17 protein-coding genes and 1 pseudogene are annotated in these 18,568 nt (G+C 63.1%); 13 read left to right on the top strand and 5 right to left on the bottom strand.

Annotation, left to right across the window (positions count from 1 at the left end):
* Window positions 1-2 precede the first annotated feature (2 nt).
* From cimA to CIT26_RS34115, 4 genes are all read left to right on the top strand, one after another.
* Complete coding sequence (gene cimA, locus CIT26_RS34130; protein WP_095496663.1) at window positions 3-1,619, top strand: citramalate synthase; 1,617 nt, start codon at window positions 3-5, stop codon at window positions 1,617-1,619.
* 4 nt (window positions 1,620-1,623) lie between these two features.
* Window positions 1,624-2,160 (top strand): hypothetical protein, encoded by a 537-nt coding sequence (locus CIT26_RS34125; protein WP_095496662.1) that lies wholly within the window; start codon window positions 1,624-1,626, stop codon window positions 2,158-2,160.
* A gap of 138 nt (window positions 2,161-2,298) precedes the next feature.
* A complete protein-coding gene (rarD, locus tag CIT26_RS34120; RefSeq protein WP_095496661.1) occupies window positions 2,299-3,228 on the top strand; it encodes an EamA family transporter RarD in 930 nt (309 codons plus the stop codon).
* 16 nt (window positions 3,229-3,244) lie between these two features.
* On the top strand, window positions 3,245-3,931 hold the full coding sequence (locus tag CIT26_RS34115) for a glutathione S-transferase family protein (RefSeq protein WP_095496660.1): 687 nt from the start codon (window positions 3,245-3,247) through the stop codon (window positions 3,929-3,931).
* A 9-nt stretch (window positions 3,932-3,940) separates the two neighbouring features.
* On the opposite strand, the gene CIT26_RS34110 is transcribed toward CIT26_RS34115, so the two are convergent.
* Window positions 3,941-4,942 carry a transporter gene (locus CIT26_RS34110; protein ID WP_095496659.1) on the bottom strand — a complete coding sequence of 334 codons (1,002 nt, stop codon included), beginning with the start codon at window positions 4,940-4,942 and terminating at the stop codon, window positions 3,941-3,943.
* Window positions 4,943-5,156: 214 nt separating this feature from the next.
* Here CIT26_RS34110 and CIT26_RS34105 point away from each other — a divergent pair.
* Window positions 5,157-6,510, top strand: a pseudogene (locus tag CIT26_RS34105) (PQQ-dependent sugar dehydrogenase).
* Between the two features lie 70 nt (window positions 6,511-6,580).
* Here the strand turns inward: CIT26_RS34105 and CIT26_RS34100 are convergent.
* Window positions 6,581-7,192: an LOG family protein gene (locus CIT26_RS34100; RefSeq protein WP_095496658.1), complete on the bottom strand. Its 612-nt coding sequence runs from the start codon at window positions 7,190-7,192 to the stop codon at window positions 6,581-6,583.
* 146 nt (window positions 7,193-7,338) lie between these two features.
* Between CIT26_RS34100 and CIT26_RS34095 the strand changes: the two genes are divergently transcribed.
* From CIT26_RS34095 to CIT26_RS34080, 4 genes are all read left to right on the top strand, one after another.
* Window positions 7,339-8,688: a LysM peptidoglycan-binding domain-containing protein gene (locus tag CIT26_RS34095; protein WP_095496657.1), complete on the top strand. Its 1,350-nt coding sequence runs from the start codon at window positions 7,339-7,341 to the stop codon at window positions 8,686-8,688.
* 63 nt (window positions 8,689-8,751) lie between these two features.
* Window positions 8,752-9,078 carry an ArsR/SmtB family transcription factor gene (locus tag CIT26_RS34090; protein ID WP_095496656.1) on the top strand — a complete coding sequence of 109 codons (327 nt, stop codon included), beginning with the start codon at window positions 8,752-8,754 and terminating at the stop codon, window positions 9,076-9,078.
* 93 nt (window positions 9,079-9,171) lie between these two features.
* Window positions 9,172-11,058: an ABCB family ABC transporter ATP-binding protein/permease gene (locus tag CIT26_RS34085; RefSeq protein WP_095496655.1), complete on the top strand. Its 1,887-nt coding sequence runs from the start codon at window positions 9,172-9,174 to the stop codon at window positions 11,056-11,058.
* Between the two features lie 88 nt (window positions 11,059-11,146).
* Window positions 11,147-11,494 (top strand): antibiotic biosynthesis monooxygenase, encoded by a 348-nt coding sequence (locus CIT26_RS34080; protein WP_095496654.1) that lies wholly within the window; start codon window positions 11,147-11,149, stop codon window positions 11,492-11,494.
* Between the two features lie 5 nt (window positions 11,495-11,499).
* Here CIT26_RS34080 and CIT26_RS34075 read toward each other — a convergent pair whose 3' ends face one another.
* Entirely contained in the window at window positions 11,500-12,372 is an 873-nt protein-coding gene (locus CIT26_RS34075; RefSeq protein ID WP_095496653.1) for an SMP-30/gluconolactonase/LRE family protein, read from the bottom strand.
* Window positions 12,373-12,611: 239 nt separating this feature from the next.
* On the opposite strand from CIT26_RS34075, the gene CIT26_RS34070 reads away from it, so the two are divergent.
* From CIT26_RS34070 to CIT26_RS34060, 3 genes are all read left to right on the top strand, one after another.
* Window positions 12,612-13,310 (top strand): phosphatidylserine decarboxylase, encoded by a 699-nt coding sequence (locus CIT26_RS34070; protein ID WP_095496652.1) that lies wholly within the window; start codon window positions 12,612-12,614, stop codon window positions 13,308-13,310.
* Between the two features lie 3 nt (window positions 13,311-13,313).
* Window positions 13,314-14,129: a CDP-diacylglycerol--serine O-phosphatidyltransferase gene (gene pssA, locus CIT26_RS34065; RefSeq protein ID WP_095496651.1), complete on the top strand. Its 816-nt coding sequence runs from the start codon at window positions 13,314-13,316 to the stop codon at window positions 14,127-14,129.
* Window positions 14,130-14,381: 252 nt separating this feature from the next.
* The gene (locus CIT26_RS34060; protein ID WP_095496650.1) at window positions 14,382-14,645 is read left to right on the top strand and encodes a hypothetical protein; all 264 of its coding nucleotides are present in this window, start codon (window positions 14,382-14,384) and stop codon (window positions 14,643-14,645) included.
* 104 nt (window positions 14,646-14,749) lie between these two features.
* Here the strand turns inward: CIT26_RS34060 and CIT26_RS34055 are convergent, their stop codons facing one another.
* Both CIT26_RS34055 and CIT26_RS34050 read right to left on the bottom strand, forming a co-directional pair.
* Entirely contained in the window at window positions 14,750-16,972 is a 2,223-nt protein-coding gene (locus CIT26_RS34055; protein ID WP_095496649.1) for an AMP-binding protein, read from the bottom strand.
* Window positions 16,973-17,148: 176 nt separating this feature from the next.
* Window positions 17,149-17,556 carry a tautomerase family protein gene (locus tag CIT26_RS34050; protein WP_095496648.1) on the bottom strand — a complete coding sequence of 136 codons (408 nt, stop codon included), beginning with the start codon at window positions 17,554-17,556 and terminating at the stop codon, window positions 17,149-17,151.
* Window positions 17,557-17,668: 112 nt separating this feature from the next.
* Here CIT26_RS34050 and CIT26_RS34045 point away from each other — a divergent pair, with 112 nt between their 5' ends.
* Window positions 17,669-18,532, top strand: coding sequence for a LysR substrate-binding domain-containing protein (locus tag CIT26_RS34045; protein WP_095496647.1), 864 nt, complete (start codon window positions 17,669-17,671; stop codon window positions 18,530-18,532).
* Window positions 18,533-18,568 lie beyond the last annotated feature (36 nt).

Genomic DNA, 18,568 nt, shown 5'->3' with positions numbered 1-18,568 from the left:
GCATGGGCCGCGAGCGCCTCTATCTCTTCGACACGACACTGCGTGATGGCCAGCAGACGCCGGGCATCGACTTTTCGGTCGAGGACAAGATTGCCATCGCCGGGCTGCTCGACGGGTTCGGCGTCGACTATGTCGAGGGCGGCTATCCCGGCGCCAATCCGACCGACACCGCTTTCTTCGCTGAGCACCGCACGGCCAGTGCCAAATTCGTCGCCTTCGGCATGACCAAGCGGGCAGGGGTGTCGACCTCGAACGATCCAGGCCTTGCCGCACTGGTCCAGTCGAAGTCGGACGCCATCTGCTTTGTCGCCAAGAGCTGGGACTACCATGTCCGCGTCGCGCTGGGCTGCACCAACGAAGAAAACCTCGAGGCGATCAAGGCCTCGGTCGAGGCGGCGGTTGTTGCCGGGAAGGAAGCACTGGTCGACTGCGAGCATTTCTTCGACGGCTTCAAGGCCAATCCCGATTATGCGCTGGCGTGCGCCAGGACCGCCTACGACGCCGGCGCGCGCTGGGTGGTGCTGTGCGACACCAATGGCGGCACGCAGCCGTCGGAAGTGCGTGCCATCGTCGAGAAGGTCATCGCCTCCGGCATTCCCGGAGACCATCTCGGCATCCATGCCCATGACGACACCGGCCAGGCCGTGGCAAATTCGCTGGCCGCCGTCGAGGCCGGCGTGCGCCAGATCCAGGGCACGCTGAACGGCATCGGCGAGCGCTGCGGCAACGCCAATCTTATCACGATCGTGCCGACGCTGGCGCTGAAGCCGGCCTTTTCCAACCGCTTCGAGACAGGCATCTCGGCCGAAGCATTGGCCGGCATATCACGCCTTTCCCGCGCCTTTGACGAATTGCTGAACCGCGCGCCGGAAGCGCAGGCGCCCTATGTCGGCGCTTCCGCCTTCGCCACCAAGGCCGGCATCCATGCCTCGGCGCTGGCCAAGGAGCCGGCCACCTACGAGCATGTGCCGCCGGAAGCGGTCGGCAACCGCCGCCGCGTCATGGTCTCGGACCAGGGCGGCAAGGCCAATTTCCTCGCCGAGTTGAAACGGCGCGGCATCGACATGCCGAAGGACGCCCACCGGCTCGATGCGCTGATATCAGTGGTCAAGGAGCGCGAGGCCGAGGGCTATGCCTATGAAGGCGCCGACGCCAGCTTCGAGCTGCTGGCGCGCAAGATGCTGCACGGCCTGCCGGAATTCTTCAGCGTCACCTCGTTCCGCTGCATGGTCGAGCGCCGCTTCGACGCCAACGGCCAGCTGAAAACGGTCTCCGAGGCGATCGTCAAAGTGCTGGTCGACGGCGAGGAGAAGATGTCGGTGGCGGAGGGGCACGGTCCGGTCAACGCGCTCGACATCGCGCTGCGCAAGGATCTCGGAAAGTTCCAGAACGAGATCGCCGACCTCGAGCTTGCCGACTTCAAGGTGCGTATTCTCAATGGCGGCACGGAGGCGATCACTCGCGTGCTGATCGAATCGCATGACGGCACCGGCGCCCGCTGGTGGACGGTCGGCGTCTCAGAAAACATCATCGACGCCTCGTTCCAGGCGCTGATGGATTCGATCGTCTACAAGCTGATGAAGAACCGAGAGATGGCCGGGCTGGTTGCGGCGGAGTGAAGAGATGGGCTTTTCAATAAGTTGGGTTGCATTTCACGATCTCCCGCTTGCAAAGGCGGCATTGGTTTTTGGTCTGGCCCAGACCGGAGAGACGGACGGGGTTTTTGATTTTCCCTATAGTGGCGCCGTGGTCGGCAAAAATTGGTCAGTCATCATTTTTGACGATGTGAACATGGATCTGGAGGACGGGAAGCCTATGGCCAGCCTATCGACCGGCAGGGATGTGGTCGTCGTTCACAATATCGATACGGTCATGCTGCAATGGGCCGAGCAGTGGCGTGATGGGCACGAAGTCTGGAGTATACGACACACCAGCGCGGATGGCGCCCGCAATCTTGAAGTGACGGGAAACCTTCCGTCCTGTTTCGACGAGATCCGACTCGCGCGTTTCGCCGACCAAGATCGTGAGGACGCAGGTGCTGCCGAGATAGACTTTATCGCAGACATTCCGCTCCAGGTGGCAGAGTGCGTGACAGGCTTTCGTCACGACTCCACTGAAGCGGAATTCATGGAGCTGGTGCCAGCACCCGACGAAGCCTAGTGACGCGCGAGCTTCGCGTTTTCAAATGAATATTGGTGGAAACGCTGGGCCAGCCACTTGAACCATCAGCGAAAGTCCATTGATCCATCAGAACTTTGCGATGGTCTTGGCACGGCGGCTGGCGCATAGCGTTGGGCCATGACCACGCAAGCAATTCAGCTCGAAGCAGACTCAAAGGCCCGGCGTGGCTTTCTGCTGGCACTGGGCGCCTATCTCCTGTGGGGGTTGCTGCCCTTCTACATGAAGGCGGTCGCCCATCTGCCGCTGGCCGAAGTTATCGCGCATCGCATCGTCTGGTCGGTGCCGATCGCGGCCGCCGTTCTGGTCTGGGCCGGCCGAACGGCGGATTTCAAAGCGGCGTTGCGTTCGCCGCGCATCATTTCGATGGCGGCGCTGACGGCGGCACTGATTTCCGTCAACTGGGGCATCTATGTCTGGGCGATCGCGGTCGACCGTACCATCGAGACCGCGCTTGGCTACTACATCAACCCGCTTGTCAGCGTCGTTGTCGGCGCGCTGCTGCTCGGCGAACGGCTCGACCGGCTGCAGGTCGCGGCGGTGGTGCTGGCGGCCATCGCGGTCGCGGTGCTGACGATCGACGCCGGCAAGCTGCCCTGGGTGTCGCTGGTGCTGGCGTTTTCCTTTGCCGCCTATGCCTTCTTCCGCAAGACGCTGCCGATCGGTCCGAGCCAGGGCTTTCTGCTCGAAGTGCTGTTGCTGTCGGTGCCGGCGCTCGGCTACATCATCTTCCTCATCGTCACCGGGCAGGACCATTTCGTCTCCAGTTCGCTGAACGATACCGCACTGCTGATCGGCTGCGGCCCGATCACCGCCATACCGCTGCTGCTGTTTGCCTTCGGGGCCAAGCTGTTGCGTCTCTCCACCATCGGCATCATGCAGTATATCGCGCCGACCATTGTGTTCCTGATCGCCGTGCTGATTTTCGGCGAACCCTTCGGCAGCATCCAGGCCATCGCCTTCGGCCTGATCTGGACTGCGCTGGCGATGTATTCGTGGTCGATGTTCCGTGGCCGCGAGATCCGGCCTGCCGCAACGGCAGCGCGGTAAAGGCAAGGGGTTTCCGATGTATGTCCTGCATATCGCCAACAAGAACTATTCCTCATGGTCGCTGCGGCCATGGGTGCTGATGCGAGAGCTGGGCATTCCATTCGAGGAGCGGCTGACTCCGTTCCCGACCGGATCGAGTTGGAGCCTCTACCGGCCGTTCTCGCCCAGCGGTCGGGTACCATGCCTGATCGACGATGGCTGGGCGGTGTGGGATTCACTGGCCATCGCCGAATATCTGGCTGAGCGCCATCACGGCGTCTGGCCTGCCGAAGCCAAAGCACGCGCCTGGGCGCGCTCGGCTGCCGCCGAAATGCATTCGAGCTTCACCGGCTTGCGCGGCTCGTGCCCTATGAGTTGCGGTGTGCGCATCGAGCCATTTCCAATGTCCGATGCGCTGAAGCACGACCTCTTCCGCCTCGGTGACCTCTGGAACGACGGCCTTGCCAGCTTCGGTGGGCCATTCCTGGCCGGCGATCACTTCACCGCCATTGACGCCTTCTTTGCCCCGGTGGCGTTTAGGGTTCAGTCCTACGGACTGTCTTTCGAGGGCGCAGCTGCCGCCTATCCGGCGCGATTACTGGCTCTGCCAGCGATGCGCGAATGGTACGTGGCAGCCATTGCCGAGACGTGGCGCGAGCCGGACCACGAAGCGGAGGTGCGCGCCGCCGGCACTGTCATCGAGGACTTTCGCGCAACCTTGTAACGGTTGCCGCTATATCCCTCGACCGAGCCGCCTGACGAACAGGTAGACGACCGCGGCGACTGCCAGCGATATCGCCGACGCCACCCAGAAGCCCGCCGGCGTGTCGACCAGCGGCAGGCCGCCGACATTCATGCCGAACAGGCTCGAGATGATCGTCATCGGCAACAGCACCGCGGTCATCACCGACAGCATGTAGAGCAACTGGTTCGATTGCGTCGTCAGCTTGGCCATCAACTCGTCCTGCAAGAGCCGGGCGCGCGCCTGCAACTGCTCGCCGTCGTGATGCAATGTATGGGCGCGGTGCGAAAGCCGCGCCGCCATGTCGTTGATTGGATCAGGCAAATCGTTGCGATGCGAATGGTCGAGATGGCGGAACAAAGTGGTTAACGTCGCCATCTGCCGGTGGATCACCACCAGTTGCCGGCGTGCATCGACCAGCGCCTGCCGCTCACTGTGCCATGCATCGCAGACGATGCGGTCCTCAATGCCGTCGAGTGCGTCGCCAAGGCTACCGAGTTCCGTCGCCATGCCGTCGAGCGACTGGCCCATGACAGCCTCGATCAGTTCGGCGGGAGAGCGGAATTTGCGCGACCCGTTGTCAATCGCCTTGCGGACATTGTCGACCGACCGTAGCGGCTGCTTGCGGCCGCCGATCAGCGTCGTGTCGTTGAAAGCGAAGCAGAAATGGCCGAGCCCGCGCGCCTCCGCCGAATAGTCGTGGCGCAGGTCCGGCAGATCGCCGTAGAGCCAGTCGCCCTCGAGGTCGATATGGCAGCCATGGCCGGCCGACAGGAAGGCATCGCGCACCGGCGGCGGCAAAGCCGGCTCGGCAGCGATCTCGTGGCGCGCGCGCATGTCGGAAAGCTGGTAGCTGCGCCATGTCCAGTGTGCGTCGGCCGGGTCTTTGGTCCGCGTGCCTTCGGCGGTGAAGTGATAGATGAAGAACAGCCCGTGCTCGTCGGGCAGGTACGGCGACAGGTCGGTGCCTTCCGGGTTGAGAGCGATGTTCATGGTCGCTTCGCCAGCTTTTTGAAAACAACGCCGCGCGGCGGCGGCCGGTGATTCCTAGCACGGGCGCTCCCGGTTTCGTGTGACGGTTTCTTGACACCTTGACTGTCATCCGAGGCGCCTACGAACGCCGCTGTTTGGAGGCAATTTGGAAGAATACCCCGTTGACTTGCGTTTAGACAAAGAGCACGACGCAAATCCATGCGGAGGACGTCCGATGCATGCCGGCTTCCAACGAAGCGTACTCATAGCGGTATTGGGAGCCCTCATGGCGAGCTGCGCTGGCTTTTCGGCGCAGAAAACGGGGGTAATAACCCGGATATGGCCCCAACCCCACTTTACCGAAACCAAGACCGACGCTGATCCCGACCGTCAACATCGCCGAGGCGAAAGGCTGGCAGAAAGGTGGTATGCCGACCCCGGCGGAGGGGCTGACGGCGAATGCCTTCGCCACCGGCCTCGACCATCCGCGCTGGCTGCACGTGCTTCCGAACGGCGACGTGTTGGTTGCCGAAACCAATGCCCCTGCCAAGCATGACGAAGGCTTCAGCCTTAGAAAAGTCTTCATGGACCTCGCTATGAAGCGCGCCGGGGCCGCGACCAAAAGCGCCAACCGCATCACGCTCCTGCGCGACACCAATGGCGACGGCATTGCGGATGTGCGCAGGACGTTCGCAGATGGCCTCAATTCACCCTTCGGTATGACGCTTTCCAAAGGCAAGCTCTATGTCGCGAATACCGACGCGCTCGTCGCTTTCTCCTACTCCAAAGGCCAGACCCGAGTCGCCGCGCCGCCGGAAAAGATCATCGACTTGCCGGCCGGAGATCTCAACCATCATTGGACCAAGGATGTGATCGCAAGTCCGGATGGACGCAAGCTCTATGTCACCGTCGGCTCCAACAGTAACGTTGGAGAAAACGGCATGGCCGCCGAGAAGAACCGTGCCGCCGTCCTTGAAGTGGACCGGTCGACCCGCCGCACCCGGGTCTTCGCGTCAGGGCTGCGCAACCCGAACGGGCTGTCCTGGAACCCTGAAACTGGCGAGCTTTGGGTCGCCGTGAACGAGCGTGACGAGATCGGCGACGATCTTGTGCCGGATTATATGACCTCGGTTCGTGACGGCGCTTTCTACGGCTGGCCCTACAGCTACTTCGGACAGAACGTCGACGAACGCGTCAAGCCGCAGCGCCCCGATCTCGTGGCGAGGGCAGTCAAGCCCGATTATGCGCTGGGTTCCCATACCGCCTCGCTGGGACTGACCTTCTCCAAAGGCGCGTCGCTCGGTCCGGCCTACGGCAACGGCGCCTTCGTCGGCCAGCACGGCTCGTGGAACAGAAGCGTGTTCAGCGGCTACAAGGTGATCTTCGTGCCGTTCCGCGGTGGTAAACCGAGCGGTCCCCCGAAAGATGTGCTCACTGGCTTCGTCGGGCGTGATGGCAAGGCGATGGGCCGTCCGGTCGGCGTTGCCATCGATCAGACCGGCGCACTGCTCGTCGCCGACGACGTCGGCAATGTCATCTGGCGGGTCAGCCGGGCAAGTCGCCGACTTGCGGGGGGAGTAGGGGAGTAGGATAGCGCTTCATGTCATGAGCACGGCAATTTCACTACTTACTGCCTTACTGCCCTACTGCCTTACTCCCCTAAAGCTTGTCGATTACCGACTGCACACCTTCGGTCGGTGCGTCGACCGATGATCCGGCGACCATGATGGCGGCGACGATCGCTTCCGGATCGTCGACCACTAGCGGCTTGACCCGCTGCGCGGTGTGGATGAAGCCTTCGGCCATCATATGGTCGAGCAGCGCCAGCATCGGATCCCAGAATCCCCCAACGTTGCCGAAGACGATCGGCTTGCGATGATGGCCGAGCTGGCCCCAAGTCATGATCTCGATGATTTCCTCGACCGTGCCGATGCCGCCCGGCAGCGCCACAAAGGCGTCGGATTTCTCGAACATCGTATGTTTGCGCTCGTGCATGTTATCGGTGATCACGAGCTCGTCGAGCCGGTTAAGTGCGGTTTCGGTGGCCTCCCTGTTGATCAGGAAGCGCGGAATGATGCCCGTCACCTTGCCGCCAGCCCGCAACGCCCCTTCGGCAACGGCTCCCATGATGCCCCTGGTGCCGCCGCCATAGATCAGACGCAGCCCGGACTTGGCGATCGAACGCCCAAGCAGGTGTCCGGCCTTGGCATAGGTTTCATCGCGGCCTGGAGACGAGCCGCAATAGACGCAGATGGATCGAATCGTGTTCATGAGATGATTGGTGATTGGGTCTTTATTCGCGGTCAAGCCCGGGCCCCTTTTTTCTTGTCGGCCCCTTTATTCTTGTCGGCCCCTTTTTCTTGTCGGTTTGGGCAAAACAGGCTAGACCGGCATTAGGTGGCTAAGGGCAGGGAAATATGACGATTAATCCATTGAAGGCGCTTTTGTTCGCCGTCGGCGGCTCCGTCGCCGCGGCGGGAACCGCCTATGTGTCGGGCGCGCTCGACCCATATCTCAATCGCGCGCCACCGGCGGAAGTGGCATCGCTGGCGCCCCCGGTGGAGAACCCGACCGAGCCGGGGACCGATGGACCGCTTCCGCCCGCGCCGGCCACAGATCCGATGGCACCGGCAGCGCCGGCCACGGCCGATGCGATCGCGCCGACCTTCGATATCGTTCGGGTCGAAATCAAGGGCTCTATCGTCGTCGCCGGCAACGCCGCACCCAACGCCAAGGTCGAGATTCTCAACGGCTCAACGGTTCTCGGCTCGACGATCGCCGGTGCCGATGGCGCTTTTGCCATCGTTCTCGACGATCCGCTGAAACCCGGCGATTACACGATCGCGCTGCGTTCAATGACGGGCAATGTCGTAACCCCCTCAGCGCAGACAGCCGTCGTCTCGATTCCCCAGAGCCCTGCTGGCCAGGTGCTGGCGATGATCGAGGAGCCGGGCAAGCCCTCGGAATTGCTCACCGTTCCTACACCAGAGAAGAAGCCTGAAGGCCCTGCCGGCGACAAGGCGGCCGCTCCGGCTGCCGGGGACCCCGCTGCCGCCACGGCGCCGGCCACTGTCGAAGCTGTCCCCGCGCCGGCTCCGGACGTGCCGGTCGCACCGGCAACACCAGCTGCAGGGCCAAAGATCGTCGTCGAAGCGATCGAGATCGACGGCAACAAGATCTTCGTCGCCGGACTCGCCGATCCCGGCCGCAAGGTGCGCGCCTATGCCAACGATATCTTGCTCGGCGACGCGAAAACTTCGCCCGACGGCCACTTCCTGGTCGAGGCGACGCGCAACATTCCAGTCGGCACCTACACCATCCATGTCGACGCACTCGATGCCGACGGGGTCAAGGTGGTGGCCCGCGCCGCCGTGCCGTTCGAGCGCGAGCCGGGCGAGTCGGTCGCCGCCGTGGCGCCCGCCGAGCAGAAGCCTGCCACGCCATCCCCCGCCGCTGGCGCGACCGCGCCTGCTCCACCCGCCGCATCGGCTGAAATTCCCGAGACCGCGGCGCCGAAGCTCGAACACGCCGACAGCACCGTTATTATCCGCCGCCACGATACGCTGTGGCAGATCTCGCGGCGGGTCTATGGCCAAGGCGTGCGCTACTCGACCATCTACCTCGCCAATCAGGATCAGATCAGGAATCCCGACCGCATCTGGCCGGGGCAGGTGTTCAAGGTCCCGGAAAAATCGCAGGAAGGCGAAGCCGCCAACCTCAAGGCGATAGGCAATCAGATGACGACGGCCCCGACGAAGGCCGACTAGAAATCCTTTTCTCCTTTCCGGCCTCTTGCGGAAAGTTAGTTCATCGTCTATCGCCGATAGACGATGAACGCTCCCCTAATCGAGAAGACCTGCGGCTTCGCAGACAGCCAGTCCGTCGCCGCGAAGCTCGCCGCGCTTTCGCATCCGGCCCGGATCGAGATCCTCAGGCATCTGTCGGCCAGCCGCTCCTGCTGCTGCCGCGAGGTCGTCGACCATCTCGACCTGGCGCAGTCCACCGTTTCGCAGCACCTGAAAATATTGGTCGACGCCGGGCTCGTCCGCTACGAGCCGGACCGGCAACGCTCGCGCTATGAAGTCGACAGCGATGCGCTCGCCGATGTTTCCGCATCGCTGGCCGCGCTCGTCAATTCGTGCTGCACCGGCCGCTAGACCATGATCCCGAACCGAAGGACCGCGTTGGAAGCCGGTTTTCGGAAAAGATCACGGTCAAGCAGTAAGACATAAGAAAAAAGGCGAAAAAAAATGGTCGAAAAAACCGTCTCTGCCGATTCTGGCTCGACCTTCAAGACATTGCGTAATCTGTGGCCCTATATGTGGCCGGCCGATCGCGCCGACCTCCGGGCGCGGGTGGTATGGGCGACCGTGCTTCTGGTCGTCGCCAAGCTGACACTGGTTGCCGGCCCCTATTTCTTCAAATGGGCCACCGATGCGCTGGCTGGTGACGCCAAGTCGGTGCCGCCGCTGCCGGCCTTCCTGCTGGCGCCAGTCATGCTGGTCATCGCCTACAATGTCGTGCGGCTGGTGCAGCTCGGTTTCAACCAGCTGCGCGACGCGCTGTTTGCCCGCGTCGGACAATATGCGGTGCGCCAGCTCGCCTTCCGCACTTTCATCCACATGCATCAACTGTCGCTGCGCTTCCATCTCGAGCGCCGCACCGGCGGCCTGTCGCGCATCATCGAGCGCGGCACCAAGGGCATCGAGACGATCGTCCGCTTCACAGTGCTTAACACCTTGCCGACCATCCTCGAATTCGCGCTGACAGCGGGCATCTTCGCCGTCACCTATGGCTGGAAATACGTGGCTGTGGTGGCGGTGACGGTCTGGCTCTACATCTGGTTCACCATCAGGGCGAGCGACTGGCGCATCGTCATTCGCCGCGACATGAACGACAGCGACACCGATGCCAGCACCAAGGCGATCGATTCGCTGCTCAATTTCGAGACGGTCAAATATTTCAACAATGAGAGCATGGAAGCCGAGCGCTTCGACCGTTCGATGGCGCGCTACGAGACCGCCGCCACCAGGATATGGACCTCGCTCGGCTGGCTGAACTTCGGCCAGGGCGTCATCTTCGGTCTCGGCACGGTTATCGTCATGTGCCTTTCGGCGCTGGAGGTGCAGGCTGGTACGCAGACGGTTGGCGACTTCGTCTTCATCAACGCCATGCTAATCCAGCTTTCGGTGCCACTCAACTTCATCGGCTTCATCTATCGCGAAATCCGCCAGGGTCTGACCGACATCGAGCAGATGTTCGATCTGCTCGATGTGCCGCAGGAGATCGTCGACAAGCCGGGTGCCAAGCCGCTGGTTGTCGGCGCCGGCAAGGTCGAGTTCCGCGACGTGCAGTTTTCCTACGATCCCAACCGCAAGATCCTGAAAGGCATCAGCTTCGAAGTGCCGGCCGGCAAGACGGTTGCCATTGTCGGGCCGTCGGGCGCCGGCAAGTCGACCATTTCGCGCCTCCTGTTCCGCTTTTACGACATCCAGGGCGGCAAGATACTGATCGACGGCCAGGACATTCGCGACGTAACGCAGGAGAGCCTGCGCGCGGCGATCGGCATGGTGCCGCAGGACACCGTGCTGTTCAACGACACCATCGCCTATAACATCCGCTACGGCCGCGTCGATGCCAGCGAGGAGGATGTGCGCAAGGCGGCCGAACTCGCTCAGATCGGGCCGTTCATCGAACGTCTGCCAGACGGCTACCGATCGATGGTCGGTGAGCGCGGGCTGAAACTGTCCGGCGGCGAGAAGCAGCGCGTGGCGATCGCTCGCACCATTTTGAAGGCGCCGCCGATCCTGATGCTCGACGAGGCGACCTCGGCGTTGGACAGTCATACCGAACAGGAGATCCAGGCGGCGCTCGATCTCGTCAGCCAAGGCCGCACCACCATCGTCATCGCCCACCGGCTGTCGACGGTGATTTCGGCCGACGAAATCATCGTGCTGCAGGACGGCCAGATCGCCGAGCGCGGCACGCATGCCGCCTTGATGCGCAAGGCCGGTCTGTACGCCTCGATGTGGGACCGCCAGCGCGAGGCAACCGAGGCCGAGGAGCGGCTGCGCATTGCGCGTGAGAGCGACGAGTTCGGCGTTGTCGTCCGCCGCCGCCCCTCGGAGGTGAGCTGAAAATTCGTGCTTGACCTCAACTTAAGTTGAGATTGTAGACCGTTTTGGATCGCAGAAGATGTGTCGTTCAAAAACAGAGACAATCGATATGAGTGAGATAAATCAGGCAGTTAATGGCAGCAGTGTGTTCAGGGTGGACAAGTTTGTCGTTCCGGCCAACGCCCGTGAGGAGATCCTTGTCAAGGTCCGGATGACGCATGAATTGCTGCGCCGGCAGCAAGGGTTCGTCCAGGATTTTCTGCTCGAGCAATCCTCAGGCCCTGGCGAATTCAACCTCGTCACCATAGTCGAATGGGAAGGGCAGGCGGCCATAGACAGGGTCGTGCCGATCGTTAAGGCCGAGCATGAGCGCAGGGGCTTCGATCCAAAAGAGACGATCGCCCGACTCGGCGTCAGGGTCGACATCGCCAACTATCAGCGGATTCCCGGCGTGTAGGCTCTCTACGGCCAGCCGGCACCCGGTGCCGGTGCCTCGACGCTTAGCACCTGGCCGGTGCGGGCATCGCTGATCATGTGTTCGAAGCCGCGCCATTCGGCGGCGACGATGAACAGGGTCTTGCCGTCGGCGCCGCCGAGCATGCAGGCAAAGCAGCCGCGATCGGCATCGACGCTCTGGAGCATTGCGCCGCCTTCGGCTACCCGCACGCAGTGCCGGTTGGGCACGTCGGCATACCAGACCGCGCCTTCGGCATCGAGGCAGATGCCGTCTGGAAAGCCGTTGCCGAGGTCGGCCCATCGCCGCCGATTGGCAAGGCTGCCATCGGCGGCGATGTCGAAGGCGGTTAGCCTGTTGGCGTGGGATTCAGCGACGATCAACGTTTTGTTGTCAGGCGTAATCGCCATCCCGTTGGCGAAGGCGATCTTGTCCGCCACCTGCCGCACTGACCCGTCCGGCGCAATCAGCACGATGGTGCCGGGGCCGAAATGCTGGCCGGGAGCCGGCGCCGGCCCACCGCCATTGATGTAGATGTTGCCGCGCCCGTCGACGACGATCTCGTTCCAAGGGCTCGTTGAAAAACCCCGCAGATCGGCGTGGGTGGCCAGCGTACCGTCTGCTTCTTGCCGCAACACCAGCCCCTCACGCCCGCAGACGACGACCAGGCGACCGTCCGGCAGCCAGTCGATCGAATAGGGCAGGGTGGCCGGCACGGTGAGCATGACCTCACTATTGCCGTCGGCATCGACGGCGATGATCTGGCCGGTTCCCCAGTTGCAGAACCAAAGCCTGCCATCATGCCAGCGCGGCGACTCGCCGAACGCCAGACCGTTCATCACGACATTTGCTTCTTTGGCTGCTAATTTCTGCGACAGCATTGCGGGCTCCCAGGTTTCGTGCCGTAGGCGCCCCACTCGGCCGATATAAAGCGCCTCTCACCAAGGACGGGCGAGGATGCCGCGCGCCGACAACTGCGACGGTTTTTTCGCAAAGGCCGGATCGGTTCCAATATGCACAACGCAACCGCCGCCGAACCGGCTTTCCCACATTGTTGCGTTGCGGCCACAGGGTGTTTCCGCTATTGAGGCCGGACCTGAAACTAGGCTGTTTCCATTCCATGGACCTCGTCGACACGATCAAGAAAACGTTCGTTCCGATCCATCGCGAAGGCTATCCGTTTATCGCCGCCTTCGCAGCGGTGACGCTTTTCCTCGGCTATTTCTCTTCGATCCTGTTCTGGATCTGCCTGATCCTGACGGCCTGGTGCGTCTATTTTTTCCGCGATCCCGAGCGCGTCACGCCTGTCGATGACCGGCTGGTGGTGAGCCCGGCCGACGGTATCATCACGGCGGTCGGTCCGGCCGTGCCGCCGCGCGAACTTGGCCTCGGCGGCGGCGAGATGACCCGCATCTCGGTGTTCATGGACGTCTTTTCCTGCCACGTAAACCGGGCGCCGGTGCGCGGCCGCATCACCAGGATCGAGCATCGCCCGGGCCAGTTCCTCAACGCCGCACTCGACAAGGCGAGCGCCGACAACGAGCGCAACGGCCTGGTCATCGACAGCCCCAACGGCACGGTGGCCGCGGTGCAGATCGCCGGCCTGGTGGCGCGGCGCATCGTCTGCTGGGCCGAGACCGGCGGCACGATCGGCATCGGCGAGCGCTTCGGGCTGATCCGCTTCGGCTCGCGCGTCGACGTATTCCTGCCGTCGACCGCAACACCGCGTGTCGCCGTCGGCCAGACCGCGGTCGGTGGTGAAACCATACTGGCCGAATTCGGCGGCATTGCCGCAACGCCGCTCGTGCGGGTGTCCTGAGCCGTGGGCGCGCCGTTCAAGAAATTCGAGGCGCATGGCAGCGGCGGTCCGCGCATCCATGAAATCCCGATGCGTATGGTGCTGCCCAATCTCGTCACCGTGCTCGCCATCTGCGCCGGCCTGTCCGGCATCCGCTTCGGCTTCGAAGGCCGTTTTGAGCCGGCAGTGGTGATGGTGCTGCTCGCCGCCTTCCTCGACGGCATCGATGGCCGCCTGGCGCGGATGCTGAAGGCGACGTCCAAATTCGGCGCGCAGATGGATTCGCTGGCCGACATCGTCAATTTCGGCGTAGCTCCCGCGCTGGTGCTCTATGCCTTCCTGCTCGACCAGGCCGGCTCGCCTGGCTGGATTGCCGCGCTCCTGTTCACCATCGCCTGCGGACTGAGACTCGCTCGCTTCAACGTGCTCGACGAAGAAATAGATCGCCCGCAGTGGCAAACCGAGTATTTCGTCGGCGTGCCGGCGCCGGCGGGTGCAGTGCTGGTGATGCTGCCGCTTTATCTGTACTTCCTGCGGCTTGGCGTGGAGCCGTCCCGCCCTGCCGCCTTCGTCGCCGCCTGCTTCACCGTTCTGGTCGCCTTCCTGCTGGTCAGCCGGCTGCCGGTCTATTCCGGCAAGAGCCTGAAAGTCCCGGGCGACAAAGTGCTGCCGATCATCCTCGGCGTCGTCCTCTATATCCTGCTTTTGATGACCTACCCCTGGTACACGCTGACAGCGTCCGTCGCCGGCTATCTGCTGTTCCTGCCGTTCAGCGTGCGCGCCTATTCCAGGCGCGCCAAGCGCGAGGGCGAGAAGGTGCCGCCTTCAGACATCGGCTGACAGGCCTGTCGCCAATTCGCTTCGAGGGTCATCCAGCCAAGTGGAATCACTTGGCGTCGCAGAAATGCAGCTAAACAAATAGATAGAGCGGGATGCCCAGTTCAATTCGGACGCATCCCGCTCTAGCGGGAACCTGCCGGGCATCTTGACCGTTTTGTCTCAGCGGGCGAGGCGAGCGACCTCGCGAAGCGCCTTGCTACCAACCCTCAAGTTGCTGTGCGAGGCGCAGGAGCTGAAGAAGAGGGAGAAGAAATGGCTGTCGTCCTCATTGGTGCGTTGCTCATTGTCGCTGGCGTTGTGTACATGGCTGGCGCAGCCCTATGGCGCGGGCGGCTCAGCGATCCGGCACCTGTTCGCGCGGCGCCGGATCGCTCGACGCCAAATCTCGCAACGCCAGGCCCGACACTTGAGCCGCGGCGGCGCGGCCTCGGTTTCCTCGGCCTGTCGCAGAACTGGCCGGGCCTGCTGATGATGGCGGTCGGGTTCATCCTGCTGTTGTCGGTGGTGGTCCTCTAGAGCATTTTGCAGCCAAACGTCTTCGCTTGGCGTCCGACGAAATGCGTTAAAACAAAGAGCTAGAGCGCGGTTTTGGTTCCACCAAAACGCAAAGCGCTCTAGTGCTAAGCTGCCGCGCTGAGCCCCAGCCGTTCAATCGCCAGTTTGCGGGTCGAGACATAGTCGGTCTTGCCTGAACCCAGCACCGGGATTTCCTCCACCTTGATGATGTCGTTCGGCACCATCAGGTCGGCGGCACCGGCTTGTCTGCCGAATTTGCGCAATTCATCGGGGTCGGCGTCATCAGCGGTGGTGACCAGCACGATGCGCTCGCCGCGGCGCCTGTCCGGCACCGCCACCACAGCGTGGTGCTCTTCCGGCCATAGCGACTGCACCAGCATCTCGACTGCGCCCAGCGACACCATCTCGCCGGCGATCTTGGCGAAGCGCTTGGCCCGGCCGCGAATGGTGATGAAGCCTTCGCGGTCGACCGAAACGATGTCGCCGGTATCGTGCCAGCCGTCGAGCGGTTGCAATTCGCCGGGCCGATCTGATGTCATGTAGCCCATCATCAAGTTCGGCCCGTCGAGCCACAACCGTCCGGCGCCGCTAATGCCCTCGACCGGCTCGAGCTTCATGCGCATGGCCGGCAACAGCCGCCCGACCGTGCCGTCGCGGCCGTGGATGGCCGTATTGACGGCAACGACTGGTGACGCCTCGGTCAGCCCGAAACCCTCGATGATCTCGGCTTGAAAACGCTCCCGGTAGACGCGGCGTGTCTCCGGTTTCACCGCTTCGGCGCCGGCGACGATGAAGCGCAGGCTGGAAAAATCGCCGTCCTTGGCGGTGCGCGCATAGTTGGCGAGGAACGTGTCGGTGCCGAACATGACGGTCGGCCTTGCCTTGCGTGCGACCTCGGGGATCAGCTTGTAGTGGAGCGGCGAGGGATAGAGAAATAGTTTCACTCCGGTGACCAGCGGCAGGATGGTGCCGCCGGTGAGCCCGAACGAGTGGAACACCGGCAGCACGTTGAGCAGGATATCGGCCGGTGAGATGGTGATGCGGGTTTCGGCCTGCATGGCGTTGACGAGAAGGTTCCTGTGCGACAGCACCACCGCCTTGGGCGTGCCTTCCGAGCCTGAAGTGAACAGGATCACCGCTGGCTTGGCGGCATTCTGCGGCTGCAGCGGCCAGCGCCACAGCAAGGCCGCGGCGAACTTGTCCAGTACGGTTACTCTGGCCCGCACATCCTCCAGCCACAACAGCTTGGCGCCGCCTTCTTCTACCGCCGCGACGATGTCAGCGAGGCTGGCCTTGTCGACAAAGGCGCGCGACGAGACCACGGTGCGGATCTCCGCCGTGCGCACGGCGGCGGTCACGCTGGCCGGGCCTGCGGTGTAGTTGATCATCGCCGCCACCCGGCTCGCCGACAACAGGCCAATGAGCGACAGCACGACGCCATTGGCGTTGGGCAGCAGCAGTCCAACCGCTTCGCCCGGCGCCGTCACCGCCTCGAAGCGGCGGCCCAGCACCCGCGCGCCGATGAACAGCTTTCTGTAGTTCAACGTGCCGCTGACCACGTCTTCGACGATAGGATGCGAGGCTCCGACACGGTCGGCGGCGTCGCGTATGGCGAGGAACAGGCCGCGGTTAAGATCGCTGCCGAAAAGGCGGGCTTCGGCGACACGGTCGAACAGCGCATTGGTGTTCGAGGACTGATCAGGATTTCGTGCCACCAGCTCGGCGATGGTCATTGGCTCCAGCACGCTGATCGACAGAAGGGGAAACCAGCGCCGCGGCGCCTTGTCTGCCGGCGTCAGCGATACCGGCAGAGTGCGCGCGCCGGCGACGAAGATCGGCACGATGCGGGCGTCGGCCTGCATGGCGATGCGGGTGACGGCGCGAAACAGGCGAAATGTCTTGATATCAGGCTCGACCGCGTCCGGCAGATAGACGGCAAGGCGGCCCTTGCCCTTCAGCACCCGCACCAGCCGGCGGCTGACGAAGACATGCTCGGCGTTGAAAGCGATGGTGCGGCCAAGCTCGCGCCATGGTTCGAGCCAGGGCGATCGCGCCGAGACTTCGTCGAGGATGTGCAGAGTGTCTTCCGGCAGCAGTGACAGCATCAGCGCTGGTTCGAGGCGCGACTGGTGCGAAATGACGTAAATGACCGGGGCGGCTGTTTTGCGAGCGATCTTGATGCGGTCGTCGGCAATCCGGTAGGCGAGCTTGAACGGCACGTAGAGCAGCGCCTGCGTGAAGCGCACGCCGAGGCGGAATTTTTCCACCACCCCGATCAGCAGCCAGGCCGCGACGAGGCCCGCAAGCAGCGCCAGTGTCAGGATCATGCCGCGTCTCTCCCAACAGATTCTCACGTCGCGGCTCTTTCCTGGCCGCTTCAATGAGAACCTAGACGAAGTGGGGTCAACGTCAATGCTGCTCGACCAGGGCTGGCTGCAGGCCTGTTACGCTTCACCGTCGCCAATGTGACTTGCGGGATGAGCGTGGAACTGAACGGCGCTGCTCAAGCCGCTTTCAACCTCCCGCTGATGAAACGGAATTCCTGCGTCTTGCCGCCATAGCCATAGGCGGCGGCCGGCACTTCGTGCACGAAGGCGTAGCTTTCTTCGTGCATCTCACCCAGCAAGCGGCCAAAGGCGGCGAAGATCGCCTTGAGATAGGCTTCCAGTTCGAGCTTGGTGTTGGTGCCGTCGACCACCTTTATATCGAGCCAGAAGGTCTTGGCGCCGTGCTCGGCCAGCGACTTGCCGCCGGCGAACCAGTGCTGAGGGTCGAGATAGGATATGGCGACCGCGGTGACGGTCGGATCCTTGCGCAGATGCACTGCGGTCAGTTCGGTCACTTCCCTGGCGATGGTGGCGGACAGAGCGGCATCGGGCCTGCCGGTGACGCTGACATTGATGATCGGCATAATTTTTCTCCTCGGGTTACGCGGCATCTCTTCGCCGTCAGAAATCTTTGCCATCGCTCTTTCATTATTAAAATCAAATTGTTTTTGGATGACACTTTGATATTATCAAATTATGCAAATGCTCGACCCCGATCTCCTCAAAACCTTTCTCGCCTTCGTCGATGGCGGCTCGCTGGCGCAGGCGGCGTCAGTTGTCGGCCGCTCGGCGTCGGCGGTGACCACGCAGATGCAGCGGCTTGAGGATATTGTCGGCGAACCGCTTTTGGTGCCGCAGGGGCGGGGCCGCGTCCTGACGCCGGCCGGGGAGGATCTGGTCGGCCACGCACGGCGTATCCTGGCAGTGCATCGCGAGGCGTGGCTGGCCCTCAAGGGCGTGCGAGCCGATGGGCGCGTGGCCATAGGCACGACACAAGATTTCGCCGACAGCGGCCTGCCGGATTTGCTCAGGGCCTTCGCCGTGAGTCATCCGCGCGTCAGGATCGAATTGCGCGTCGGCCGCTCCGCCGAATTGACGCAGGCGCTGCAATCCGGCACCCTCGATCTGGCGATCGCCATGCGCCAGGCGCCGGCGCCGGACGAAGTCGGCGTGCTCCGCGAGCCGATGATGTGGCTCTGTTCGCAAAAGGGGCTGGTCTCGCGCCAGGACGAGCTGCCGCTGGCGCTGCTCGATCCGCATTGCGGCTTTCGTGAAGCAGCGATCGCGGCACTCGACACGACCGGCCGCCGCTACCGCATCGCCGCCGGCAGTGCCAGCCTGGCAGGACTGCGCACAGCGGTGAATGCCGGCATCGCGCTGACGCTCCGGACGGCGCGCTTTGCCCATTCCGGCATCGTCGAGGCACCGCGCGACCTTGGCCTGCCGCCGGTTCCCATCGCCGAGTTCGCCATCCGGCTGCGCCAGGCTGCCGAGCCCCCGGCACAGCATCTGGCTGCGCTGTTCAGCGGCAACCTTGCCTTGGCAGGCGCACCAAGCTGATTTCGCAAAAAGAAAAAGCCGACCTTGCGGTCGGCT

The sequence above is a fragment of the Mesorhizobium temperatum genome (assembly GCF_002284575.1).
Taxonomy (GTDB): Bacteria; Pseudomonadota; Alphaproteobacteria; order Rhizobiales; family Rhizobiaceae; genus Mesorhizobium; species Mesorhizobium temperatum.
Note: the sequence above shows the minus strand (reverse complement) of the source record. Positions and strands in the feature narration are given on the sequence as shown.